Origin of the sequence: Ensifer sp. 22460 (genome assembly GCF_052044935.1) — a bacterium.
Taxonomy (GTDB): domain Bacteria; phylum Pseudomonadota; class Alphaproteobacteria; order Rhizobiales; family Rhizobiaceae; genus Ensifer.
In genome coordinates this window covers 54308-79201 of the sequence record NZ_JBQENZ010000025.1, presented here as the reverse complement: position 1 = coordinate 79201, position 24894 = coordinate 54308, and the positions used below count along the sequence as shown (strand labels likewise).

Below are 24894 nucleotides of genomic sequence, written 5' to 3'. Positions count from 1 at the left end.
ACGGGCTTGGCCCGCCTTTCCAAATATTTTCTATGTTGTCTGAAGGCGCCTCTTTAGTGGAGACGCCGCGAAATTAGAAGTGCCTTGAACGCCGCGCGCCCATTCGGACGCGAAAGGTCGCCATATCGGTTAAGTCGCTGCCCTGGATCGACCCGACCAAGGGCATTTATGCAATTGGACGCCAGACGGCTGAGCCGCCGGCAAACGGGAAGGAGCCGGCGAACGCCGCCCCTGCCCCGTACTAATCTTGGGATTCGTCCGTTTTTGCGGCAGGAAGGCCGCTGACCTCATCGGCTGCACCGGAACGGCGCGCCCGCGCCTGCTGCTTGCGGCGCTGAAGATTGTCGCGCAAGTTCCTGGCAAGACGCGCCTTTTTCAGGTCCGACTCGGTCGTATCCTTCTTCTTCTCCCGGCGCACCTTGCCCTCGGTCCGCTGCTCTTCCGGCACGGGCTCGGTTTTCTTGCCGTCGCTGTCGTTTGTTTGCATAGTCCTGCATTAGCGCAAAACCAGGGTCTTCGGAAGCACCGGCGAACTTTCTCACAGGTCTTCACGAAAAACTTCGAAATGCGACTTGCACTCCCCGCTCAGCTATGGCAATAGCCCCCTCGCTTGATGCGGCTTGTCAACGAACCGGCCGCCAGATGCTGCTATAGCTCAGGGGTAGAGCACTCCCTTGGTAAGGGAGAGGCCGAGAGTTCAAATCTCTCTAGCAGCACCAGTTTTCCTCATGCGAAATCAATCAGATATCTCCGTTGGGACGCCGCGACTATCCTGGCTTGTCCTGCGTAAACGGCGACACCTGCACTGCCGTTCTGTTCGGGCAACCATCCAAGGCGTCCGCAAAAGTCCGACCTCCCGCTCCCGAATTTTCCTTCGGGAGCAATTATCGTGTTCGGCCAATTGCGATATCCTTCGATTCGGGCGCGCCCACGCCTCCCCCCTCCGCTCGGGAAAGTAGATTTCATACGGGGCACTCTCGCCATCGAACCGACTGTTCGAGCACCAAGCATCGGGAACGTATTCCCCGATGCCGCGTTACCGTTTCAAAGGCAGTAACGCGGAGGCTTGCATATGAAAGGTATCGTTCTCTGGCTCATGGGCGTGCCGCTCATCGTCATCATCCTTCTCTATATGTTCGTGTTCTAGAGAGGTGAAATGCAACGGCAGGTTGGCGCCTTAACGCAACCTTAAGATTCCACTGCCAGATTTGACATTGCGATGATGGACAGTCGCAACATCTTTGATCCCCTTTTGAAACCGGCTTCTGCCGGTTTCTTTTTTTGAAGTGGTGGAAAGCCGCTCCATACTTTTCCTGGAATAGCTTGGCGGCTAAACCTTGACCGCCTGCTCGACGAAGTCCTGTGAGCCGAAGAACTTGAGGTAGCGCTCGACCTCCGCCGGATCGCCGGTCGCCTTGCGTGGATTATCGGAGAGTTTCACCGCCGGGCGGCCATCGGCTTCGCTGACCTTGCAGACGATCGAGATCGGGTTGAGGCCGCTGATTTCCGTCGGGGCGCAATCGGCAAAATCGTTGGTAAGGTTGGTGCCCCAGCCGAAGCTCATGCGCACGCGTCCCTCGAAATGGCGATAGGTCTCGATGATCGTGTCGACGTCGAGGCCATCGGAGAAGATCAGCAGCTTCTCCCGCGGGTCCTTGCCCATCTTCTTCCACCAAGCGAGGATCTTCTCGCCACCTTCGATCGGCGGCGCACTATCCGGCCGGAAGCCCGTCCAGTCCGCGACCCATTTGGGTGCATCGCGAAGGAACGCCGCCGTTCCAAACGCATCCGGCAGCACGATCAACAGGTTGCCGCCATAGAGCTGGTTCCAGTCCTGCAACACCTTGTAGGGGGCGGCGGCCAGTTCCTTGTCGTTGCGGGCAAGCGCCGCGGCCACCATCGGAAGCTCATGCGCGTTGGTGCCGAGCGCTTCCAGATCCGTATCCATGGCAAGCAGCACGTTGCTGGAGCCCGAGAAGGAACTTCCGATCCCTTCCTTCAGCGCCTCCACGCACCAGCGTTGCCAGAGGAAGCTGTGTCGGCGCCGCGTACCGAAATCCGAAATCCTGAGGTTCGGATACTGCCGCAGGCGCTCGACCTTGGACCACATCTTTGCCTTGGCGCGAGCATAGAGCACGTCGAGGGTAAAGGGGCCGAGGCCCTTCATCGCCGAGCGTGAACGCAACTCATTGATGATCGCGAGCGCCGGGATTTCCCACATGGTGGTTTCCGCCCAGCGGCCACGGAAGGTCAATTCGAACTGACCGCCGCTGCGTTTCAACTCATAGTCCGGCAGGCGGAACTTGGCGAGCCAGGCAAGAAATTCCGGCGAGAAGATCTGCTTGCGACCGTAAAACGTGTTACCGGCGAGCCAGATCATCTCCTTCTTGGAGAAGCGCAGCTCGCGCGCATGATCAAGCTGATCGCGCAGTTCCTGCTCGTCGATCTCGTCGGCAAGCCGTACCGTCTTCGTGCGATTGATCAGCGAGAAGGCCGCATCGACATCCGGATAGAGCTGCCAGATCATCTGCAGCATCAAAAGCTTGTAGAAATCCGTGTCCAGCAGGCTGCGCACGATCGGGTCGAGCTTCCAGGCATGGTTATAGACACGCCTGGCGATATCGGTCTTCGTCATTGGTGAAATCTCTCCTTCCTCAGCGCGAGGGTCTCGAACTAGTTCAGCTCGACACCGGCATCGCGCATGCGCGTGACCATTGCCTGAAGCGAACCGTTGAGGTCGATGCCCCGACAGGCCTCGAGAATGACGGATGTCGAAAATCCCTGTGTAACCGCATCAAGCGCAGAAAAGGCGACGCAGAAATCAGTCGCCAACCCACACAGCGTCACCTTCTTGATGCCGCGGTCCCTGAGATAGCCGGTGAGACCCGTCGGTGTCCGGCGATCGTTTTCGAAGAAGGCAGAATAGCTGTCGATCTCGGGCCGGAAGCCCTTGCGGATCAGGAGTTCGGCCCGCGTCCACGCGAGCGCCGGATGGAAATCGGCACCGGCTGTTCCCTGGACGCAATGATCCGGCCAGAGCGTCTGGCCGCCATAGGGCATGGCGATCATCTCGAACGGGGTCTTGCCGGGATGGCTGGAGGCAAAGCTCGAATGGCCGGCGGGATGCCAGTCCTGCGTCAGCACCACGTGCTCGAAGCGGCCAATCAAGCCGTTGATCATCGGCACGATCTCATCACCGCCTGCAACCGCAAGCGCTCCGCCCGGGCAGAAATCGTTCTGCACGTCCACGACGATCAACGCTTTATCCGCCATAGTTCATTCCTGCCTGCCAACGTCCATCGATCACCAAAATCGATTTAAGTCCAAGATCAATCACAGAATTTGAGCGGCGACAAGCCGCTTCCACGTGCTTTGAAAATCAGGAGGATAGATAAGCAAAAGGCGCCGACCCTGCGGTCGACGCCCCCGAGAAAAGCTGTTTAACGTGATTAGTTGCCGTTGAGATTGTCGGCGATCGAGAAACCGGAATTGGCGATGCCGACCGGCTGGGCGATGAAGTTGAGGAACTTCGAGAAGTCGACCGAGGGGTGGCGCGAAGCATAGATGACGTCGCGGTTCTTGATCGGGAAGGTCTGGCCGACGATCAGGCTATCCGGCTTGCTCATGTCGAAGCGGTAGACGATCGGGTAGCGACCCGTGCTGTCGGTCTTCATGCCCTTGCGCAGCATCTCGTTGAAACGCTGCTGGCCAAGCAGGCTCATGACGACATCAGGCTCTTCGTAACGGAAGATGAAATAGCCCTTCATGTCGAGCGTGTAGTCCGAGCCGCCGCCGGCAAGGCCCATGGCTTCGAGCAGGTTCAGGTCATTGGCGCCGAATTCGACACGCTGGTTGGCCTTGACTGCGCCGAGGATCGTGAAGCGGCGCGGGTCGCGCGATACGAAGATCTGGTCACCCGGCTTGACGTGGATGTTTTCCGACGGATTTTCGATAATCGACTTCAGGAGGACCGTTCCGGTTTTCTTGCCGCGCACCAGCGTGACATAGGTCTCGTAGGGCTGCGCAACGGGGCCACCCGCCTTGGCGATGACCTCATTGATCGTCTCGTCGACGAGGCTGAGCGGCACGACCGACGACTTGCCGACTGCACCGGAAACCGTGACGTTGCGCGAGGCGGTGCTCATGCTGGTGACGATGACATCAGGCTCGACCGCCTTCTGCTTCAGCGCCTCCAGGATCTCCTGGCGCGCCTGCTCCAGCGTCAGGCCGGCAAAGTTGACCGGACCGACATAGGGGATCGCAGCCTTGCCATCAGGCTGAACGACGAGATCGATGCTCGTCTGCTTGGACTCTGCCGTCGAGAACAGCCCGTCGCTGCCGGCTTCGAAGATTGAGACCTTGAGCTGGTCGCCGACGCCGATCACGACTCGGCCGACGCCGCCGCCAATGCCGAAACGGCGGTTGAGCGTCGACGAGACATAGTCGGAAACGAGGCGCGCGGAGCGGCCATCCACATCGACAATATCAAAAACGGTGGCATTTTGCCGGCCGATCTCGGCGCCGGATTGACCGGCATCCTTGACGATCGCCCCAGCCAGCGGCCCCTCGCCCGGAACGGCCTGGCATCCCACGAGGGCGGTACAAAGCAGAAGGGCACTGACTCGTTTCAACTACGACACTCCAAATTCGACACAGCCATGATTTTACTCACAGTTCCGTGCCGCATTATCTCCCGACCGGGAATTCGCCGGTCTCTGAAAAGCACAATCGCCGTCCCACAACAAGTCATCCGAAGACCAAGACGGGCAAAATATTTGGAGCCGCGTCTTTCTGGTCATACCTTCTCTACCTTGAGTGTGGTTTATCGCCCTATCCGCCTTGGATTGGCGTTGACAGCGTGTATATCTTCAGTCTTTGGGGTTGAAAGCTAGGGACTTTAAGTTAAAAGCTGACTAATGAGGCGGAACGAATATAGCTGGGGATAGCCTGGCAGCATGACGATTGGCGATTGCATTTCGGCCTCCGACGCGCAATCGCAGATGCAACTTTAGCGGCAGTTTAGAGCGTTCGATCATACATGGCTGTTGAGATAATTGGGCGAGCATGCCTCGCCCCTGGAGCAGAATCGCCTTCGGCGTTGTTCAAACTTCTTCGTCAGGGCAAGTGCACCGTCACCAGCATTCCGTCGGATCGCTGGGACGTCGCGCGTTTTTGGCACCCCGTCATGGGCACGCAGGGCAAGACCTATTCCTTTGCCGCCGGCGTGCTGGACCAACTCTATGATTTCGATCCCGCCGTCTTCGGCATGTCGCAGCGCGAAGCCATGTACATGGATCCGCAGCAGCGCGTGCTGCTTCAGCTCGCCTGGCGCGCACTGGAAGACGCCAATATCTCTGCAACGTCGCTGAATGGCGAGAATGTCGGCGTCTATATCGGCGCATCGAGCCTCGATCATGCCAACCTGACGGTCGAGGACCCGGCTGCCGCCGGCCCTTACTTCATGACCGGCAACACGCTGTCGATCGTTTCCAACCGTATCTCGCATATCTTTGGCCTCAGCGGTCCGAGCATGACGGTCGATACCGCCTGTTCCTCCTCGCTGGTCGCGCTCGACCAGGCGATGCGGGCTCTGACGTCGGGCGAGATCGACACCGCGATCGTCGGTGGCGTCAACATCCTTGCCCATCCCCTTCCCTTCGTCGGCTTCGCCCAGGCACGCATGCTTTCGCCCGAGGGGCTTTGCCGCGCCTACGACAATGACGGCGCCGGTTATGTGCGCGCCGAAGGTGGCGTGGTCTTCGTCTTGCGCCGCTCGGACAGGGCGCGCCGGGAGAAGGACCGCAGCTACGCGCGCATCGTTGCGACCGGCGTGAACTCGGCCGGGCGCACCAACGGCATTTCGCTCCCCTCCCGCGAGGCGCAGGCCAATCTTCTGCGGGCGATCTACGAAGGCAACGGCATCGACGCCAACCAGGTGGCCTTCGTCGAGGGCCACGGCACCGGCACCAAGGTCGGCGATCCCGCCGAGGTCTGGTCGATCGGAACGGTCATCGGCGCCAAGCGCCGGGCACCGGTGCCGATCGGTTCGATCAAGTCGAACATCGGCCACACGGAACCCGCTTCCGGCCTCTTCGGCATGCTGAAGGCCGTCATGGCGCTTGAAAACAACTATCTGCCGGCTTCGCTGCACTTCGACACGCCGAACGAACACATCGACTTCGACGGTCTCAACGTGCGCGTCACGGCGAACCCGATCGAGCTGCTGCGGGGAAAACGCGCTCGCCTTGCCGGCATCAATTCCTTCGGCTTCGGCGGCGCCAATGCCCACGTCGTCATCAGCGATCCGGAACCCGCGGCCGACGAAAGGGCGTCAAACCCATCGTCTTCCGGCCATGTCTTCCTGGCGAGCGCCCATACGGCGTCGAGCCTGGAGGCGCTTCTCAGCGACTATAAGGCGGCGTTCGCACATGCTTCCAAGGGGGAAGCACGGGCGATGATCGCCGCATCGGGTGCAAACCGCACCCACATGCGCCATCGCTTTGCCGCCCGCAGCGATCAGCCGGAAGATATCGTCCGCGCGATCGCCAGCCACCTGGAAAAGCCGGGCTCCGGCATCGGTGAAGTCGGCGAAGCCGTCGTCCGCGACGCCAAGGTCGCCTTCGTCTTCTCCGGCAACGGCTCACAATGGGCCGGCATGGGCGTCGAAGCGTTCCGCGAGAACCTGCATTTCCGTCAGTGCTTCACCTCGGTCAGCGCGCTGTTCAAGTTCCACTCCGACATCGCATTGACCGATCTTCTCACCGATCCTGATCTCGACAAGAAGCTTGCCGATACGAAGATCGCCCAGCCATTGCTCTTCGCGGTGCAGGCCGCCCTCTCCGACTCGCTGGTTGCCATGGGCGTCAAGCCGGTCGCGGTCTTCGGCCACTCTGTCGGTGAAATCGCCGCCGCCTACGCCGCCGGTGCGCTCTCACTGGTCGACGCCGTTTCGATCGTGGCGAAGCGCTCGCTGCATCAGGACCTGCTTGCCGGCCACGGCACGATGGCGGCCGTCATGCTCGGAGAAGACGCCGCCCGCGCCTTTGCCGAGGCGCGCGGTCTCGACAACCTCTGCGTCGCAGCGGTCAATGCCCACAATTCCGTGACGATCTCGGGACCGGCCGACCAGATCTCGGCCTTCCGCGACGCTGCGCGCAAGGCGAAGATCCCGGTCCAGATTCTCGACATCAACTATCCCTTCCACCACCCGATCATCGATCGGGCGAAGGACGCCTTCCTCTCCGACATTCCGGATATCGCACCGCGGCGCACCGAGCTCGCCTATCTGTCGACGGTCACGGGTGCCGCGCTCGATGGCACGCAACTCGATCCGGACTACTGGTGGAAGAACGTGCGCGAGCCGGTCCGCTTCCAGGCGGCCGCCGAGGCCGCGATCGAGATGGGTTGCCGCCTGTTCATTGAAATTTCGCCGCGTCCGATCCTGTCGTCCTATGTCAAGGAGACGATCAAGCAGGCTGCAGCCCCGGGCATGGTCGTACCGACCCTGCTCCGGGATGTCGGCGAAACCGGCCAGGACCCGATTTCGGCAGCGATGGCGCGTGCCGTCGCGCACGGCGCGGTGGTCGACACGACCCGCGTCTTCGGCAAGCGCAACGCTTCGATCGCCCTTCCCAGCCTGCCGTTCGAGCCCGTCGAGCTGCGCCCCGCAGCAACGACCGACGCCACCGACCTCTTCGGCCGGACCGCCAAGCCCTACCGCCTGATCGGCTGGCGCAGCGACCCGAACAGCGGCAGCTGGAAGAACCATGTCGACGCCCATCTCTTCCCCGACCTCGCCGAACACGTCGTGGACGGCAAGGCGATCCTGCCGGGCAGTGGCTTCATCGAAATCGCTGTCGCCGCTGCACAGCAGTTCTACGGCAGCGACGAAGTTGAGATCACCAATCTGGAGATCGTTCGCCCGCTGGAACTCAGCGATACGAAGATCATGGAGCTGTCGACGGTGCTTTCGCCGGAGACCGGCGACATCGAGATCCGCTCGCGCGAACGGCTGTCGGAAGACGATTGGGCCGTGCATGCGGTTGCCCGCTGCCGCAAGCCATTGCCGGCCGAGGAGCGCGCCTATCCGTCGCTTGCCGGCTTGGCGAAGACCGCAACGGTTGCGCCTGGCCGTGCCTATGAGACGGCGAAACAGTTCGGTCTCGACTACGGCCCGCGCTTCCAGCTGCTGGCCAAGGCCGTCGCCTATGGCGATCGGCTTGTCGATGTCGAGCTGAAGACGCCTGATGCAGCTGGCCATCCGCTCGTCACCTACGCCTTGAACCCGATCTCTGTCGACGCAACCTTCCACGGGCTTGTCGCCCTCTTCGATCGTTTCACCGGCGACAAGAGCGGTGCCCCCTATATCCCCGTGCGCTTCGGTTCGGTGCGGGTCGTCAACGGCAGCCAGCCAATCGCGCGCGCAATGATCGAGATCGAGCGCGTCAGCCCCAATTCGATCAAGGCGAAGTTCCATTTCTTCGACAAGTCGGGCGCACCGATCGCGCACTTCGAGGATTGCCGCTTCCGCCGTACCTATCTGCGCAAGCACAAGACGCTCGACGCGCTGTCCTTCCACTACGAGGCCGTGCAATCGGAAGCGACGCTGCCGGGTCTGCAGGGTAAAGCGCCGGCGCCGATCAAGATCACCATGCCTGCCGCCAGCGAAGCCGGCGTCGACAACACGACGTTGCTCTTCAACGCAGCCATCTATCGCGCCTGCCAGGAGATTGCGCTCAAACTCGCCAAGGGTCGATCGACCATTCAGGGCAACAACCTGCCCGGCGATTTTGCCTTCCAATGTTTCCTGACGAGCTGCCTCTACGTCCTGGAAGACGCCGGTCTCTGCGAGCACAAGGACGGCGTCTGGACGATTGCTCAGGACTTCAACCTGCCGAGCGTCCCGGAGATCCTGCGCGAACTCTATGGCGAGCGGTCCGACCGCGCCGTCGAAGCCGTCTTGATCAACAATGCCTATGCGGAGGCCCTTGCGCGCCTTGACGCGCTCCAGGCCGGCGACGAAACGGCTCATGGCACCACCTTCATCAGCGATGCCACGCTTGATCATCAAGCCGTCCACTCCGGGGCAAGCCGGGAGCGGATGGCGTTCGTCCTCGAGGCGCTCGAAAAGATCCTGACTTCGGCATCTTCTGGCGCGCGCCTGCGCATCGTCGAACTCGGCAGCGTTTCGTCCGCCTTTACCCGCCGACTGGCGACGCTTGCCGAAAAGCACGGCGCAAGCCTCACCGTATTCGAAGCGCGCGACAACGCCCAGCGTGGCCTTGAATTGGCCTTCGAGAACGACGCCCATGTGCGCATTCTCAAAAAGGGTGAGCTTGCAACGCTCACGTCCTTCGACCTCGCAGTCAGCGCCTCTGACGGGCTTTACAGCCTGATCGAGGACGACGTGGCGGTCCGCACCGCGCTTCGCTCGACGCTTCGCGATACCGGCGGGTTGATAGCCGCCGTCAGCGCGCCATCGCTCTTCAACGATTTTGCCCTCGGACTTTCCGAGGGGTGGTTCGCCCGCAGCCAGACCGCGGAATTCCCGATCGGCAATCTTGCGGCGGTCCCGCACTGGCAGAAATGTTTCGGTGATCTCGATCTGCGCGACGTCAATATTGCAGATCGCGAATGCGCGAGCGGCAATGTCATCCTGCTCGAAGCGCGCGGCGCCGCCGCGGCGTCCGTAAGTGCCGAAGCACCGGCTACCGGCCCCTATCTGCTGCTGCAGATCGCGGGCGGCAAGGGCAACAAGCCTTCGGCATCGGCTATTCCGGTCAATCTCAGCGGCGATATCGCAGCCGACAAAGCAGCGCTTCTCAGCGGTTTCGAGGCCCTTGGCGAACAGCCGCTGCGGGCAATCTTCCTCGCGTCGCCGACAGCTGCATCCCGAACAGACGATTCCGCTTCGCTGCAGACCCAAATCCTTGCTCTCGGCGCCTTTGCCGAAGCCTTGCGTCAGCATATCGGCGGAGCCGAGCCTGCTGGCGAAAATCGTCCGCGTCTCGTGCTCGTCGCGCCAGGCGGAGCCCCGATCGCGAGCCGGACAACGGGCAAAACGGTTGCAAGCGACGGCGTCAATGCCGGTCTCTGGGCCTTCGCCCGCGTGCTTCAGAACGAATATGAGTTCCTCGAAGTGCACTCGCTCGATATCGACGGTTCGCCGACCACGATCGAGCAGATCGCGGCAGCATCTCCGCTGCTCGGCAGCGCCAACGCCAACCGCGAGTGGCTGCTAGAGGGACAAGACGCGGCGCTTTCCGAAATCCGTGCCGTGCCCGGCCCGGTCGACAACGCCCATGCGGCGATCGACACCTTCAAGGCCGCAACGATCCGTCAGCGCGTCAGCTCGCAGGTGGGCAGCATCGTCTGGGAAGAGAGCGACATTCCCGCCGCAGGTCCGGGTGAAGTCGTCGTCGCGGTTGCCGCGACAGGCCTCAACTTCCGCGACGTGATGTGGGCGATGGGCCTGCTGCCCGAAGAAGCGCTCGAAGATGGTTTCGCAGGCGCGACGATCGGCATGGAACTCTCCGGCCACGTGGTTGCCGTTGGCGAAGGCGTCGACGATCTCGTGGTCGGTGATGCCGTCATGGCAATCGCCTCATCCGCCTTCTCGACCCACGCCGTCGTCTCACGCGCCGGCGTCGCCAGGTTGCCGCAGACTGTCAGCCCGGTTGCCGCAGCAACGGTGCCTGTCGCCTTCCTGACCGCCTATTACGCCATGGTGGAACTCGGCCGCATCCAGCCGGACGAAACGATCCTCATCCACGGCGCTGCCGGCGGCGTCGGCCTTGCCGCGCTGCAGGTCGCGAAACTGAAGGGTGCCAAGGTCATCGCCACGGCAGGCACGCGCGAGAAGCGCCGCTTCCTGTCGATGCTGGGTGCCGATCACGTCTTCGATTCCCGTTCGCTCGGTTTCGTCAACGACGTTCGCGCCGTAACGGACGGAGAGGGTGTCGATCTCGTTCTGAATTCGCTCTTTGCCGAAGCCATGGAACAGAGCCTGGCACTCGTGAAGCCCTTCGGTCGCTTCCTCGAGCTCGGCAAACGCGACTACTATGCCGACAGCAAGATTGGTCTCCGGCCCTTCCGCCGCAATGTCAGCTATTTCGGCATCGACGCCGACCAGCTGCTGGTCAATCAGCCGAAGCTCACCAAGCGGATCTTCACCGAGATCGGCGCGTTGTTCGAAGACGGCAAGCTGACGCCGCTTCCCTACCGTGCCTTCGACTTCGACGAAATCGGCAATGCGTTCCGGCTGATGCAGAATGCGGGCCATATCGGCAAGATCGTCGTGTTGCCGCCGGTTGCTGGTAAGCATCGCGTTGCCAAGCGTCCGCATGGCGGCATGCAGGTCGATCCGAACGGCATGCATCTCGTCGTCGGCGGCATCGGCGGTTTCGGTCTGGCTGCTGCCAACTGGCTCGTCGAAAAGGGCGCGACGACGATCGCGCTCTGCTCGCGCCGCGGCCAGGCGGATGCCGAAACGACGGCGATGATCGAGGCCTGGGCGAAGGCCGGCGTGTCGGCAACGGTACACGCCTGTGACGTCACCGACCCGACGGCGACCGAGCGTCTCCTCAAGGAGTTGCGTGCGATTGCACCGCTCCGCTCGATCGTCCACGCCGCCATGGTGCTCGACGACGCGCTGATCAGCAATCTCAATCGCGAGCGCAACCGACCGGTCATTGACACCAAGGCCAAGGGCGCAGCCGTTCTCGATCAGCTGACCAACGACGACAAGCTCGACAACTTCATCCTGTTCTCGTCGGCGACGACACTTGTCGGCAACCCGGGACAGGCGAACTACGTCGCCGCCAACGGCTACCTCGAAGGTCTCGCCCGCGCCCGTCGCGCCCGCGGTCTTGCGGGTCTTGCCGTCGGCTTCGGCGCGATCGCCGACAAGGGTTACCTGGTCCAGAACACCGATGTGAACGACCTGCTCGCCAAGCGTATCGGCAAGACGGCGCTGAAGGCACAGACGGCGCTCGACATGGTCGAGAGCCACCTGGCCTTCGATCCGGGCACCGTCGATGCGGCCACGGTGATGATCTCGGAGATCGACTGGTCGGCTGCGCGCAACCTGCCGGTTGCCAAAAACGCCCTCTTCGAAGTCATCCTGCGTAGCGCCGACCAGCACGCCACCGGCGGCGAAGGCGCCCAGATGGACCTCGTCGCAATGATCGAGGGCAAGTCGCCGCAGGAGGCCGAGGACATCCTCTTCGACCTCGTCGCCGGCGAGATCGCCGCGATCCTGCGCGTATCGAAGGATACGGTCACACGCAGCAAGGTGCTGAAGGAAATCGGCCTCGACAGCCTGATGGCGGTCGAACTCGGCATGAGCTTCCAGCAGAATACCGGCTTCGACATGCCGCTCAGTGGGGTCGCGGACAACACGACGGTTGGCGATGTCGCCCGCAAGCTCTATGAGAAGGTCAGCAAGCGCGACCAGAGCGACGATGCCGAGCCCGCCGACGACAAGATCGTCAACGAACTCGCACAGCGGCACGTCGGCACGGCGAAGGAAAAAGCACAGAGCCAATGAGCACGAACGGAAACGGTCCAGGCGCATCCAAGATGACCAGCAGCCTCAAGGAGAACCTGCTGGACCGGATGCGGAACACGCATCAATCCTCCGAGCGCAACCGCATGGCGCGCTCGGAGCGGGAGATGCCGCCGCCGGCGCGCCGGCAGCAGGCCCGTTTCGAAGATCTGCCGGAATACAAGCAGGTGATGACCCAGAAGTTCGCGAGCGAGCAACTCGGCATCGCCAATCCGTTCTATCGCGCGCACCAGACCGCGGCCGGGGCGACCACCGTCATCGACGGCCGCAAGCTGATCAACTTCGCCTCCTACGACTACCTCGGCCTCAACCGCCATGCGGAGGTGCTGGCCAAGGCGCGGGATACGATCGGCACCTTTGGCATCTCAGCCTCGGCGAGCCGCCTCGTCGCCGGAGAGCGGCCGGTGCATATGGCGCTCGAAGAGAAGATCGCGGGTTTCTACGGCGTCGATGCCGCCGTCTGTTTCGTCAGCGGTTACCTGACCAACGTCGCTGCCATCAGCTGCCTGATGGGCCCGAAGGACCTCGTCGTCCATGACGAGTTCATCCACAACAGCGCGCTTGCCGGCATCAAGCTCTCGGGCGCGACCCGGCGGCTGTTCAAACACAATGACGTCGCCGATCTCGAACACGTGCTGCGCACCGTCGCGGGCGACTATCGCCGCATCATGGTCATCGTCGAGGGCATCTACTCGATGGACGGTGACGTCGCCGACCTGCCGGCTCTTCTGAAGCTCCGGGCCGAATACGGCTTCTGGCTGATGGTCGACGAGGCGCACTCGCTCGGCGTCCTCGGCAAGACCGGCCGGGGGCTTGCCGAGCATTTCGGCGTCGATCCGCATGAGATCGACGTCTGGATGGGCACGCTGTCGAAGACCACCTCGAGCTGTGGCGGTTACATCGCCGGTAGCGAAGCACTGGTCGAGGTGCTCAAGGCATCCGCCGGCGGCTTCGTCTACAGCGTCGGCCTTGCGCCGGTGCTGGCCGCATCCGCCACCGCGAGCCTCGACGTGCTGGAACGCGAACCGGCGCGGACGGCGGCATTGCGCCGCAACGGTGCCCTGTTCCTGAAGCTTGCCAAGGAAGCCGGCCTCGACACGGGTCTCAGCAGCGGCTTTTCCGTCGTCCCGGTCATCGTCGGCGATTCCTTGCGTGCCGTTCAGCTTTCGAACGACCTGCTTGCCGAAGGGGTCAATGCACTGCCGATCATCCATCCAGCGGTGCCCGAGGGGCTGGCGCGCCTGCGCTTCTTCATCACCAGCGACCATACGGAAGAGCAGATCCGCCGGACGGTAACATTGACGGCGGAACGGCTGACGGACCTTACCGAGCGAAACTTCGGACTGGGCGGCATCGACATCGACGAGATGATGAAGGCACTCTCGGCGCGCTGACTAGAGATCACCGCGTGTGCCGCCGAGTTGTTTTCACGCAAATCCGGACGCAAAACCGCTTCGCACTTTTCCTGGAATTGCTCTTGAGCGGGATATCAGCATGACGCATGTGATCATCACCGGTGGCTCGAGCGGTATCGGATTTGCGGTTGCGTCCATCTACGCGGCTCGTGGCGCCCGCGTCTCGCTGATCGCGCGCTCCCGGGACCTCTTGGAACGGGCGCAAGCAGACCTGGCCCGCTCAGGCGCTAGCGGCGCCGACAACATCAGGATCGAGGCTGCCGATGTTGCTGCGGAAAGCGATGTCGAGGCGGCGATCCTACGGTGCGAACAAGCCTTCGGTCCCTGCGACATCCTGGTGACATCGGCAGGTATCGTCGAGCCCGGCCGTTTCGAGGAACTCGACAGCGCTTCATTCCGACGCCAGATGGAAACCAACTTCTCCGGCACGGTGCACGCGGTCCGTGCTGTCTATGACGGCATGAAGCGGCGTGGCCATGGCCGGATCATGATGATCTCCTCCGGCGCCGGCCTCATCGGCATCTACGGCTATTCCGCCTATTGCGCGTCGAAGTTCGCGCTGCACGGCTTCGCCCAGGCGCTGCGCTCGGAAGCCTGCGCCCACGGCGTCAGCGTCTCCGTGTGTTTTCCGCCGGATACGGAGACACCCCAGTTTCAGCGTGAACTCGCAAGCCGTCCTCCGGAAGCGGCCAAAATCATGGGCACGGTCCGTCCCTGGCCTGCCGACGCCGTGGCGAAGACAATCGCCAAGGGCATCGACCGCGGGCGGTTCGAAATCTACTTCGGCACCACGCTCTTTCTCCTCGGCCGCTTCGCGCCGGCCATTCGTCCCTTGCTCAACTGGTGGTTCGACAGGGCGATTGCGCGCGGCGGCAACACCGCGACGCATAATAGTGGAGTGTCGGAGCGCCGGACCTGACGGCGCTTGTACGTCCAAGCGATAAGATCTAAGTGTCGGGCGGACGCTGTGCCGCATCAAGCGGCGTCGGCCGGCATGAAGACATGAAGGTTTCCGCTTGGCGTTGCTTCCCTTTCAGCTGCACGACTACCCAAGAACACTGACGCTCTGTTGTTACGTGCTCTCCTGTGCGGTGATCTTCTTTACCGATCGCTTTGCCCTGCCGAAGCGGGAGCGGCGCGCCCATCCCTCGCCCTTCGGGCGGACGCAGGATGTCGTCGATGCGGTTGCCCGCCTGCCGGTCATCGCGCTGGTCTTTGCAGGATTCTTCGCCGGCTCCTGGCGGCCGCTTTATGCCGCAGCCGGCACGATGAGCTTCTTCATCATCTTCACCGGCATTTCCCGCGCCAAGTTCAAGTTCATCCGCGAGCCGCTGATCTTTTCGGATATCGCGCTCGTCGTCGACGTCTTCAAGTACAAGACGATTTTCTATGCGAGTTCTTTAAACGTCGTCTTCTGGACCGTCGCCTTCCTCTATGTCTTCGGCGTGTCCGGCCTTTACATGTATTTCGAGCCGGCCATCCTGCCCGATCGCGGCAAGGCGTTCTGGATCCTGTTGATGCTCGGGATCGCCTACGGACCCTGGCTTCTGCTGTTCTACGGCCCGGTGAACCGCCCGACGGCGGCGCTGGTGCAAAGGCTGCTGAAAACACTCGACGTCAAGGTGAACACGGTGCGCTTCGGCACCTTCGGCTCGGTCGTGTTCCGCTTCATCGTCTGGCTCGGCGTGCGGCGTGAAAAGATCGTCGCGGAACTCTCCGAGATCGTCCGGGCCGCCGTGCATGATCTGATCGGCGACGACGGCTCGCCGCTGATCGTCGTCTGGCAATCGGAATCCTTCATCGACATGCGGCACTTCGGCGTCGATACGCTTGACATGCCGACCTTGGATCGGCTGCGGCGCGAGGCGGTGCAATGGGGTCGCCTCAGCAGCGTCTTCGAAGGCGGCTATACGCTGCGCACGGAATTCGCGGTCATCAGCGGCCTGGTGCCTGACGACATCCACGTCGACGCCAGCTACCCCTATCTCAGGGCCTCGCACTATGCCGACGTGGTCTGGCCGGGAAAGATGAAGCGCGCCGGCTGGAACACGCATTTCATCCATCCCTATGACCGCACCTTCTTTCTCCGGCACAAGGCGATGCCGCAACTCGGCTTTTCCAAGCTGACCATGCTCGACGGCTTCGACCATCGCCCCGAAAGAGACGGCCCCTACGTCTCCGACGAGAAACTTGCGGCAAAAGTGATCGACGCATGCGAGAAGCTGCCGGAGGATGAAAACGGCTTCATCTTCGTTGCCTCCATGGCCAATCACGGTCCGTGGGAGCCGGGTCGCGTCGGTGATCTCACCAATCCCGTCGACATCTATCTGGCCATTCTCGAACAATCCGATGCGGCGCTGAACATGCTGAGCGAACGACTCGACAAGCTGGACCGCCCGGTCTGGCTCGTCTTCTACGGCGACCATGCGCCGCTGCTCAAATCCTTTGCCGATCCCTTCCCCGACCCGCGAACCGACTACCTGATCGTACCGCTTGCCAAGGCCAAGTCGTCTTCCCACAAGCCGGTGGAACCGAGTAATGTCGAAGCCTGGAACTTGATCGAGGCCCTGCTCAACCACGCCAACCTCAGAAAGGATACGCTGCGGTAGCAGCAGTGGACGGATGGAGAACGCTTCGATGACATCGACCGGGGCGGTCGATCGGCCAAGGCGACGGGTGTTCCTGTTCCTGCAAGGCCCTTCGTCGCCGATCTTCCGCAAGATCGCCGATCGGCTCGAAGCCATTGGCCACACCTGCCTGAGGATCAACCTCAATGTCGGCGACCAGATCATCTGGGGCCGCAAGGGTGCCTATAATTATCGCGGCACTGCAGCCGATTGGCCAGCCTATATCGAGGCCTTCATCGCGCGCCATGGCGTCACCGACATGCTGCTGCTCGGCGAGGAACGCGCCTACCACCAGGCAGCCACCACGGTCGCGCGGCGCAAGGGTGTCGCAGTCGCCATCGTCGAGATGGGGTATCTTCGGCCGGACTGGCTGACGCTCGAGCGCAACGGCATGTCCTCGAACTCACATTTCCCGTCCGATCCCGCGCAAATCCTTGCGGCGGCAGCGGGCGTCCCGGAACCGGACTGGCGCAAGCACTACAGCCAGACGTTCCTCGCCGATGCGAGCTATGACCTGCTCTACAATCTGCCGAACGTCTTTCTCTGGTTCCTCTTCCCACACTATCAGCGCCACGCGATCTTTCATCCGCTCGCCGAATATGCGGGCTGGGTCCGCCGGCTCCTGTCCGAAAAGCGGCGCAACTCGGAAGCCGAGGCGACCGTTGCCAAACTGCTTTCGCAGGACGCGCCCTATTTCGTCTATCCGCTGCAGCTCGAAACCGATTTCCAGCTCAGGGCCCACTCGCCTTTCCATAGCCAGAGGCAAGCGATTGCCGAAGTGCTGGCTTCCTTCGCCGCCTTTGCGGCGCGCGACGCGCGCCTCGTCTTCAAGGTGCATCCGCTCGACAATGATCTGATCCCCTGGCGCAGAATCATCGACGAACGAGCGGCAGCGCTGGGGCTTCGCGGGCGCGTCTTCTATCTCGATGGCGGCAACCTCGATACGCTTGGAGAGGCAAGCGCAGGCATGGTCACGGTCAACTCGACGGCCGGTCTGCATGCATTGAAGCAGGGGCGACCGGTGAAGGTGCTTGGCACGGCCTTGTTCGACATCGCCGGACTGACCGACCAGCAGCCGCTCGACGATTTCTGGCGTGCGCCGCAGGCGCCAGATCCGGATCTGGCGAACGCAATGTTCCGCTTGCTCGCCGCCTCGATCCAGGTACGCGGAAATCTTTATTCGCGCGCCGGAAGCGATGCCGGCGCCGAGTCGATCGCCAAGCGGCTGAGTGAGAACAGCCTCAACCAGCCAGGCGCCTTCGTGGACCCGCCACCACGCCGCAAGCCGCAAAAGCGGCCGAGGATCGCCTCCTCCGCGTGACGACGACTGACGTAACAGCGGGTCTGTTAAGCCAGACTACCGCCGCNAGGCCGCCAGGAGCATCAGGCCTGCCGCTGCCAAAGGCAGCACAAAGAAGGCTGCCCGGGCATAGGCTGCACCGAACCCGATCGTGCCGACAAAGAGCGCGATATAGGTGACGCCGCTGTTCAGCCCCATGATCGCGCCGCGCTTGGCGGGGTCGAGGCCGGTGAGCCGCATGATCAGCACATTCAGCCCGAAATGGTTGGCAAGCCCCCAAAGGAAGACGACGGCCAGCATGGCAGCGTAGGAGCCGCTCGCCACAGCCATGGCAACGTAGACGCCCGCGACCGCCAGGAAGATCAGCGGCAACAACCGGGCGGCGCCGAAACGATCGATCAGGCGGTCAAGAAAAGCGGCGGCGCCGAAACCGAATCCATAGGAAACGGCGATGAGACCGTTGGCGGTGACAGGCAGGCCGAGTGCGGCATGCAGGTGCTCGCCGATATAGGCATAGACGCCGTAGAAGGCGGCCATGAAGGCGGCGCAGGCGATCAAGAGCGGTGCGACGCCGGGAACACTCAATGCCGCCAGCGGTGATGTCGCTGTACCGGTGGCGCCTTCCTGCGCCGGCGCAAACTTGACCGCAGTGCAGGCGATCAACGTGGCGGCGGCGACAATGACATAGACCGTGCGCCAACCGGCAAAATCAGCGATCGCTGCCGATAGCGGCACGCCCGCCACCATGCTGAGCGTCCAGCCGGTCAGCACCAGGCCGATCGTCTCGCTCTCGCGTCCGGCCGGCGCAATGACCGAGGCCAGCGTATAGATCGAGGGAAGCGCAATGCCCGCGGCCAGACCGACGACGAGCTGGGCGGCAACCAGGAACGCAAGCGATGGCGCGAGCGCACTGCCGCCGAGCCCTGCAGCCAGAAGCAAGAGAGCCGCAGCCAACATGCGGCGCGGACCATGGCGATCGATGAAGCGGCCAAGGAAAACGGCGCTGACGGCCGTGCCCAGGCCAAAGATGGCAGAGGCCGTCATGACGGCGGGAACGTTGGCGCCAAGGCTTCGCGCCACCTCCGGCGCGATCGGCCCGAGGGCGAGGGAGTTGGAGCCGATGACGCCGATGCAGATGGTGAGCAGGTAGGCGAAGGGCGGGATACGTGCCCTGTCGACTGAACCGCTGGAAATGGATTGATTGATGTTCGTCATTGTCTCATGTTTGCAGAATGAAATTCAGCAGCAAGAGGAAACATCGGAATGGATCAAAATACAGATGACGTTCGGCGGAAGCGTCCACCGGAGCGCGACCTCGACGCGATGGACCGAAAACTATTAGGCGTGCTGGTCGAGGATGCGACGACGAGCTATGTCGAACTCGGTGAACGGGTCGGGCTTTCGCCACCGGCGGCGCATGAGCGTGTGAAGCGGCTCAGGCGATCAGGGGCGATCCGCCGCGTGGCAGCGCTGATCGATCCCGAGGCCGTCGGCAAGACGTTGCTCGCCTTCGTCCATGTCGACACGACCGGCTGGGGAAAGACACAGGCGCTGCTTGCCATCGAGGAATGCCCCGAGGTGGAGGAGATCCACTCGGTCGCGGGCGATACCTGCATGCTGCTCAAAGTCCGCACGGAAAGCACCCATGCGCTGGAGGGGCTGCTGGCGCGCCTCTACGACACGCCCGGCGTCAAGGCGACGCGCAGCTATGTGGTGCTTTCAACCTATCTGGAACGGCCGGTGCAGCCGGGCACGACGGGCGACTGGCCCGCCGTGGTCAAGGGTTAGGCAGCTTTCGCGAGGTGTACTACCCCTAGCCCTCAGACGACGCCGGCGCGCAGCAGGTCGTGAATGTGCAGGATGCTGACCGGTGCTCCGCCATCGCCGACGATGAACAGCACCGTTACCTTGTGCTGCTGCATGAATTCCATGGCGCCACTCGCGAGCACGTCGCCACGGATCACCCGCGGATTGCGCGACATCACCGCCTCGACCGGTTGCTGGAGCAGATCGCCCGACATGTGGCGGCGCAGGTCGCCATCGGTGATCACACCGACAAGCTTGCCGGTGTCATCGACGATGCCGACGACGCCGAAACCCTTCGACGACATTTCGATGAGGGCCTCGCTCATCGGCCGCCCCGTCTGGAGCAGCGGCATCTGGGCGCCCTCATGCGCCAGCTCGCGGACCAGCCGCAACTGCGCACCGAGCTTGCCACCGGGGTGGAATGTCTTGAAATCTTCGGCCGAAAAGCCGCGCCGTTCCAGAAGCGCGATCGCCACCGCGTCGCCGACGGCGAGCTGCAGCATTGCGGATGTCGTCGGCGCGAGGCCGTGCGGGCAGGCTTCCTGCACCTTGGGCAGTACGATCGGCACTTCGGAATTCCGCGCCAGCACGCTGTCGCGGTTGGCACAGATCGAGACGATCGGCACGTTGAAGCGCTTGGCATAGGTGAGCATGTTGGCGAGCTCGGCCGTCTCCCCCGACCACGAGAGCAGGATCAGCACGTCCTGCGAGGTGACCATGCCAAGGTCGCCGTGGCTCGCTTCGGTCGGATGCACGAAATAGGCCGAGGTGCCGGTCGATGCTAGGGTCGCAGCGATCTTGCGGCCGATATGGCCGCTCTTGCCGACGCCGGAGACGACGACACGCCCCTGGCTCTCGCCGATCAACTCGACTGCATCGACGACACTGCGGGCAAAAGCTTCGTCGGAGCCAAGGTGGTCAGTCAGCGCCTTGATGCCGACCATTGCAGTCGTCAGCGTCCGGCCGATCGACTCCAAAGCCGCAACCGCGGTGCGCTCATGCGCAGATGCTTGTCTCAAACCCATGATGACCCCGATCTTACGAAGACTTAAGTGGCAGGCTGCAACGCTGCCCGCCAGACCATTGACGGCAGATAAGCGCTTTTTCTTGGCAAACCAAGCCTTGGAAGCAGACTTCGGGGGAAAACTGGCGCGATCGGCGGCGTTTTCGTCAGCCGGCCCGCATTTCTTCGACAGTTTCGAGCGGCATCGACTTGTCGGCGGCGAACTCTTCAAGCGTCATCGAGTCGAGGATCGCAGCAACGGCGTCGCGCACCGTGGTCATCGATACCCGCACCTGACAGGTCTCGGGATCGTTGCAGTCCTCGCAGACCTCATAGGCCGTGCGGCTGGCACAGCGGATCGGCGCCAACGGCCCATCCAGCGTGCGGATCACATGGCCGATGCGAATTTCGGCAGCGGGCCGCGATAGCGAATAACCGCCGCCCGGGCCCTTCTTCGAGCGCAGCATGCCGGCGTTGCGCAGTTCGAGCAGGATCGTGTCCAGGAACTTCTTCGGGATATTGTTGCGCTGGGCGATTTCGGTGATGAAGGCGGTCTCCCCCGGCTCCAGCCGTGCAAGATCGACCAAAGCCTTCAGACCGTATTTTCCCTTCTTCGTCAGCATTCCGGCACGCTTTCCCTGCGGCTCCCGATACGGGAATCATCCGCGCAAATGCAAATACATCTTGGCATAGCACAAGAAACGTACTGCCAACATATAATTATAGTGGAGAATTGGCCGAAGTCGCGGCCACGCTTGCAGCGGAAGCAACGACGATTTTCAGAAGTATCGGGCGGATGCGGGAGAAAAGCCGAAAACGACCTTTCTCACCCGCTTCATGCGGCTGCGCTGTGACCCCGCCGCTTCGCCGACACGGCCTGGTGGGCCAGCAGCTGGCGGATCGCGGCACGTGCTTCCTCGGCCGAGCCGAAGCGCTTCGCGTCCAGATCCCAGACGTGATACTTCACCGCCACGAACTTGAAGCGATCTTCATCCGGGACGACCACACCGACGGCTTCGCCGCCAAATTCGATAACTTGCTTGCTCATACAAATAACGCTCCTTCCACGCCGGAGGCGCGGAGACTTTCAATTTCGGCAAAAGATAAAGTTCGAGGGGTTCGACGGTCACATTCGGCAGAGATTGCGAATGTGACGTTTCTCTGTTGCGCGACAAAGGAGACGCGTGCCGAAGAAGGCGGCGGTCGAGACGTTTCCGAACATGTCACTCTCCTTTGGCTGGCCCGGCATCAGCATGCCGGTGCGTTTGATGAACAACCGTGAGGCGGACTCCCCGCGTCACGTATTGGCAAACTAGAATAATCTACCAATTCCGTCAATTAAAAAGATGAAGATGCGAAAAATAATTCTCACCCTTCAAATCTTAGGGGGACGCGGACGCAAAATCCGTTCTCCCGCCCCGGAACCGGAGACCCTCGCTATCTAGGTAGCGAAGAATCAGTCTGCAAGGCACGAGGGGGATAAAGACAGCACATTCGGACAAAAAAGGGGCGGCCCGCCGGGCCGCCCCTTCACGTTTTGTATCCCGGGACCGCCGGATCACGCCGCCGGCGTGCCCGCCTGAGGCGTGGTGCTCGAACGAGACGCTTCGCGATCTTTCCACCAACGGTTCAGGAAGAGCAGGATCGGTCCGCCGATATAGATCGACGACGTGGTCGCAACGATCACGCCGAAAATCATCGGCCAGGCGAAGCTCTTGACCGCGTCGCCACCCCAGATCGCCATCGGCACCAGCGACAGGGCCGTCGCCATCGAGGTGAAGATGCATCGCGCGATCACCTGGTTGATGCTCATGTCGATCAGGTCGGAGAACGGCATCGACTTATACTTGCGGAGGTTCTCGCGCATGCGGTCATAAACCACGACCTTGTCGTTGACCGAGTAGCCGATCATCGTCAGCAGCGCGGCGATGGCCGTCAGGTTGAAGTCGATGCCCGTGAGCGCGAAGAAGCCGATCGTCTTGGTGATGTCCAGCAATAGAACTGCGATCGCGCCGACGGCGAAGTGCCATTCGAAGCGGAACCAAATGTAGAGCAGGATCGCCACCATCGCGAGACCGACGGCGAGGAAGCCCGAACGGGCAAGTTCGGTGCTGACGGTCGGACCGACGACCTCGGTACGCTCGAAGGTCGCATCGGAGATTGTCTGGACTACGGTGTCCTTGATGCGGTTCAGTGCCGCCGTCTGCTCCTGCTCGCCGCCCGGCTGACGCTGAACACGGATCAGAACCGACTTGTCCTGGCCGAATTCCTGCAGCGCCACTTCGCCGATGTTGAGCGCTTCGAGGTTATGGCGCAGCGTCGGAAGATCGAGCGTGTTCTTCGAGGTGGTTTCGACCTGGATACCGCCGACGAAGTCGATGCCGTAGTTGAGGCCAGGTGTGAAGAACAGCACCACGGAGCTTATCGACAGGAAGGCAGACATGCCGATGGCGACGAAGCGGCCCTTCATGAAGGAGAAGGACGGAAGCTTCGGAACCTTGCCGAAGAGCGACGGAATTTCGAGCTTCTTCATCTTCCGGCGAACGACGACCTCACGCATCATCAGGCGTACGACGGTGATCGACGTGAACATCGAGATGATGATGCCGAGCATCATGGTGACCGCGAAGCCCTTCACCGGGCCGGAGCCGAAGGCGAACAGCAGCACGGTGCCCGAAAGCGTCGTGACGTTGGAGTCGATGATGGTTGCGTAGGCCTTGTTGAAGCCGATATCGAGCGCCTTCATCGCGCCGGCGCCGCCTTCCGTCTCTTCGCGAATACGCGCGTTGATCAGGATGTTGGCGTCCACCGCCATGCCGATGCCGAGAATGATACCGGCGATGCCGGGCAACGTCAGCGTCGAGCCGAGCATGGCCAACAGCGCGATCGTCAGGATCGTGTGCAGCACCAGGCCGACATTGGCGATCATGCCCCATGCGCCGTAGAGCACGACCATGAGGGTAACCACGAGGGCGAAGCCGGCAAGGCCGGTATAGATGCCCATGCGGATGGAATCCGAGCCGAGGTTCGGGCCGACCGAGCGTTCTTCGATGACAGTCAGCGGTGCAGGCAGCGCGCCCGAGCGCAGGAGCGCTGACAGAACGGTTGCTTCCTGCGCGGTGAAATTGCCGCTGATCTGGCCATTGCCACCGATGATCGGCTCGCGGATGACCGGTGCCGTCAGAACCTTGCCGTCAAGCACGATCGCAAAGGGCCGGCCGACGGCGGCCTGGGTAATTTCCGCGAACTGGCGGGCACCCAGGGAGTCGAAGGTGAAGGAAACGATCGGCTCGTTGGTGCGCTGATCGAAGCCGGCCTTGGCATCGGCCAGCCGCTCGCCCGAAATCGCAACGCGACTTTCGACCGCATATTTGTTGTTGTCGTGCGCACCCGGCAGGATGTCGACGCCACGTGGTGCCGGCTGATTGGGATCCACAGTCTGGTCGACCATGTGGAAGCTCATCTGGGCTGTGGAGCCGAGAAGCTGGCGCAGTGCCGTCGGATCCTCGAGGCCTGGAAGCTGGACGAGGATGCGGTCGGAGCCGACGCGCTGGATCAGCGGCTCGGCAACACCGACGGTATCGACGCGCTGACGAATGATTTCCAGGCTCTGCTCAACCGCCTTGGTGGTGCGGTCGGCGAGGCCGGCCTCGGTCATGGCGACCGTGATGGTGTCGCCATCCTCGGTGACCGCGATATCGGAAGCCGAGCCGCCAAAGCCGAGCGTGCCAACCGGGGCAGCCAACTCTTTAAGCTTCGGCAGAACCTTCTCGCGGTCGGCAGCGTCTTCGATCTTGACCGTCACGGTGTCGCCGGCGATGCGGGCAGACGAAGCCGGAACGCGTTCGGCGCGCAGCGCCCGACGCGTATCGTCGAGCAAGGTTTCGAGGCGGGCCTTGCGCAGGCCGGCGGCGTCGACTTCGAGGACGAGGTGCGAACCGCCCTTGAGGTCGAGGCCGAGCGTCACCGGCTTGACCGGCAGCCAGGCGGCGAATTGTTCACGCTGTGCTGGCGTCAGCACGTTGGGAAGCGCCGCGACGCATCCGAAGATGATCACGGCGACATAGACGAGAATCGCCCATTTCGATGTACGCATGTTGTGGTTCCAGAAGAGCCTGCACGGGCGCGGGGCGCGTCGTCAGGACTTTGTTTCATCAATGGCGGCGTAGCGGTCCAAG

The 24894-nt window shown here is 62.3% G+C and carries 15 protein-coding genes and 1 tRNA gene; 7 read left to right on the top strand and 9 right to left on the bottom strand.

The window, feature by feature from the left end; genetic code table 11:
- Positions 1-241: 241 nt before the first annotated feature.
- Positions 242-487, bottom strand: coding sequence for a hypothetical protein (locus tag ACTJKM_RS26625; RefSeq protein ID WP_057248167.1), 246 nt, complete (start codon positions 485-487; stop codon positions 242-244).
- 157 nt (positions 488-644) lie between these two features.
- Here ACTJKM_RS26625 and ACTJKM_RS26620 point away from each other — a divergent pair.
- A tRNA-Thr gene (locus tag ACTJKM_RS26620) sits at positions 645-719 on the top strand.
- A 611-nt stretch (positions 720-1330) separates the two neighbouring features.
- On the opposite strand, the gene pncB is transcribed toward ACTJKM_RS26620, so the two are convergent.
- From pncB to ACTJKM_RS26605, 3 genes are all read right to left on the bottom strand, one after another.
- Positions 1331-2635 carry a nicotinate phosphoribosyltransferase gene (pncB, locus tag ACTJKM_RS26615; protein WP_058329025.1) on the bottom strand — a complete coding sequence of 435 codons (1305 nt, stop codon included), beginning with the start codon at positions 2633-2635 and terminating at the stop codon, positions 1331-1333.
- A 38-nt stretch (positions 2636-2673) separates the two neighbouring features.
- Entirely contained in the window at positions 2674-3273 is a 600-nt protein-coding gene (gene pncA, locus ACTJKM_RS26610) for a bifunctional nicotinamidase/pyrazinamidase (protein ID WP_057248164.1), read from the bottom strand.
- Between the two features lie 176 nt (positions 3274-3449).
- The gene (locus ACTJKM_RS26605; protein WP_057248163.1) at positions 3450-4631 is read right to left on the bottom strand and encodes a polysaccharide biosynthesis/export family protein; all 1182 of its coding nucleotides are present in this window, start codon (positions 4629-4631) and stop codon (positions 3450-3452) included.
- A gap of 407 nt (positions 4632-5038) precedes the next feature.
- Between ACTJKM_RS26605 and ACTJKM_RS26600 the strand changes: the two genes are divergently transcribed.
- From ACTJKM_RS26600 to ACTJKM_RS26580, 5 genes are all read left to right on the top strand, one after another.
- On the top strand, positions 5039-12547 hold the full coding sequence (locus tag ACTJKM_RS26600; RefSeq protein WP_058329026.1) for a type I polyketide synthase: 7509 nt from the start codon (positions 5039-5041) through the stop codon (positions 12545-12547).
- Positions 12544-13959: an aminotransferase class I/II-fold pyridoxal phosphate-dependent enzyme gene (locus ACTJKM_RS26595; RefSeq protein WP_058329027.1), complete on the top strand. Its 1416-nt coding sequence runs from the start codon at positions 12544-12546 to the stop codon at positions 13957-13959. The genes ACTJKM_RS26600 and ACTJKM_RS26595 overlap by 4 nt, the downstream gene beginning before the upstream one ends.
- A 100-nt stretch (positions 13960-14059) precedes the next feature.
- Entirely contained in the window at positions 14060-14899 is an 840-nt protein-coding gene (locus tag ACTJKM_RS26590) for an SDR family oxidoreductase (RefSeq protein ID WP_058329028.1), read from the top strand.
- A 97-nt stretch (positions 14900-14996) separates the two neighbouring features.
- Positions 14997-16589 carry an LTA synthase family protein gene (locus tag ACTJKM_RS26585; RefSeq protein WP_093231877.1) on the top strand — a complete coding sequence of 531 codons (1593 nt, stop codon included), beginning with the start codon at positions 14997-14999 and terminating at the stop codon, positions 16587-16589.
- 28 nt (positions 16590-16617) lie between these two features.
- Positions 16618-17928 carry a capsule biosynthesis protein gene (locus ACTJKM_RS26580; RefSeq protein ID WP_058329029.1) on the top strand — a complete coding sequence of 437 codons (1311 nt, stop codon included), beginning with the start codon at positions 16618-16620 and terminating at the stop codon, positions 17926-17928.
- A 36-nt stretch (positions 17929-17964) separates the two neighbouring features.
- Here ACTJKM_RS26580 and ACTJKM_RS26575 read toward each other — a convergent pair whose 3' ends face one another.
- The gene (locus ACTJKM_RS26575) at positions 17965-19122 is read right to left on the bottom strand and encodes an MFS transporter (RefSeq protein ID WP_440661279.1); all 1158 of its coding nucleotides are present in this window, start codon (positions 19120-19122) and stop codon (positions 17965-17967) included.
- 48 nt (positions 19123-19170) lie between these two features.
- On the opposite strand from ACTJKM_RS26575, the gene ACTJKM_RS26570 reads away from it, so the two are divergent.
- The gene (locus ACTJKM_RS26570) at positions 19171-19695 is read left to right on the top strand and encodes an Lrp/AsnC family transcriptional regulator (protein WP_057248156.1); all 525 of its coding nucleotides are present in this window, start codon (positions 19171-19173) and stop codon (positions 19693-19695) included.
- 32 nt (positions 19696-19727) lie between these two features.
- Here the strand turns inward: ACTJKM_RS26570 and ACTJKM_RS26565 are convergent, their stop codons facing one another.
- From ACTJKM_RS26565 to secD, 4 genes are all read right to left on the bottom strand, one after another.
- Positions 19728-20738, bottom strand: coding sequence for a KpsF/GutQ family sugar-phosphate isomerase (locus tag ACTJKM_RS26565; protein ID WP_440661278.1), 1011 nt, complete (start codon positions 20736-20738; stop codon positions 19728-19730).
- 145 nt (positions 20739-20883) lie between these two features.
- Positions 20884-21339 (bottom strand): RrF2 family transcriptional regulator, encoded by a 456-nt coding sequence (locus ACTJKM_RS26560; RefSeq protein WP_057248154.1) that lies wholly within the window; start codon positions 21337-21339, stop codon positions 20884-20886.
- A gap of 212 nt (positions 21340-21551) precedes the next feature.
- The gene (locus ACTJKM_RS26555; RefSeq protein ID WP_057248153.1) at positions 21552-21764 is read right to left on the bottom strand and encodes a hypothetical protein; all 213 of its coding nucleotides are present in this window, start codon (positions 21762-21764) and stop codon (positions 21552-21554) included.
- Positions 21765-22274: 510 nt separating this feature from the next.
- Positions 22275-24812 carry a protein translocase subunit SecD gene (secD, locus tag ACTJKM_RS26550; protein WP_057248152.1) on the bottom strand — a complete coding sequence of 846 codons (2538 nt, stop codon included), beginning with the start codon at positions 24810-24812 and terminating at the stop codon, positions 22275-22277.
- Positions 24813-24894: the final 82 nt, after the last annotated feature.

Excerpts from the sequence above, each read along its gene's own strand:
- ACTJKM_RS26625 (WP_057248167.1), bottom strand. The coding sequence starts at position 487 with ATGCAAACAAACGACAGCGACGGCAAGAAAACCGAGCCCGTGCCGGAA.
- pncB (WP_058329025.1), bottom strand. The coding sequence starts at position 2,635 with ATGACGAAGACCGATATCGCCAGGCGTGTCTATAACCATGCCTGGAAG.
- pncA (WP_057248164.1), bottom strand. The coding sequence starts at position 3,273 with ATGGCGGATAAAGCGTTGATCGTCGTGGACGTGCAGAACGATTTCTGC.
- ACTJKM_RS26600 (WP_058329026.1), top strand. The coding sequence starts at position 5,039 with ATGGCTGTTGAGATAATTGGGCGAGCATGCCTCGCCCCTGGAGCAGAA.
- ACTJKM_RS26595 (WP_058329027.1), top strand. The coding sequence starts at position 12,544 with ATGAGCACGAACGGAAACGGTCCAGGCGCATCCAAGATGACCAGCAGC.
- ACTJKM_RS26590 (WP_058329028.1), top strand. The coding sequence starts at position 14,060 with ATGACGCATGTGATCATCACCGGTGGCTCGAGCGGTATCGGATTTGCG.
- ACTJKM_RS26580 (WP_058329029.1), top strand. The coding sequence starts at position 16,618 with ATGACATCGACCGGGGCGGTCGATCGGCCAAGGCGACGGGTGTTCCTG.
- ACTJKM_RS26570 (WP_057248156.1), top strand. The coding sequence starts at position 19,171 with ATGGATCAAAATACAGATGACGTTCGGCGGAAGCGTCCACCGGAGCGC.
- ACTJKM_RS26565 (WP_440661278.1), bottom strand. The coding sequence starts at position 20,738 with ATGGGTTTGAGACAAGCATCTGCGCATGAGCGCACCGCGGTTGCGGCT.
- ACTJKM_RS26560 (WP_057248154.1), bottom strand. The coding sequence starts at position 21,339 with ATGCTGACGAAGAAGGGAAAATACGGTCTGAAGGCTTTGGTCGATCTT.
- ACTJKM_RS26555 (WP_057248153.1), bottom strand. The coding sequence starts at position 21,764 with ATGAGCAAGCAAGTTATCGAATTTGGCGGCGAAGCCGTCGGTGTGGTC.
- secD (WP_057248152.1), bottom strand. The coding sequence starts at position 24,812 with ATGCGTACATCGAAATGGGCGATTCTCGTCTATGTCGCCGTGATCATC.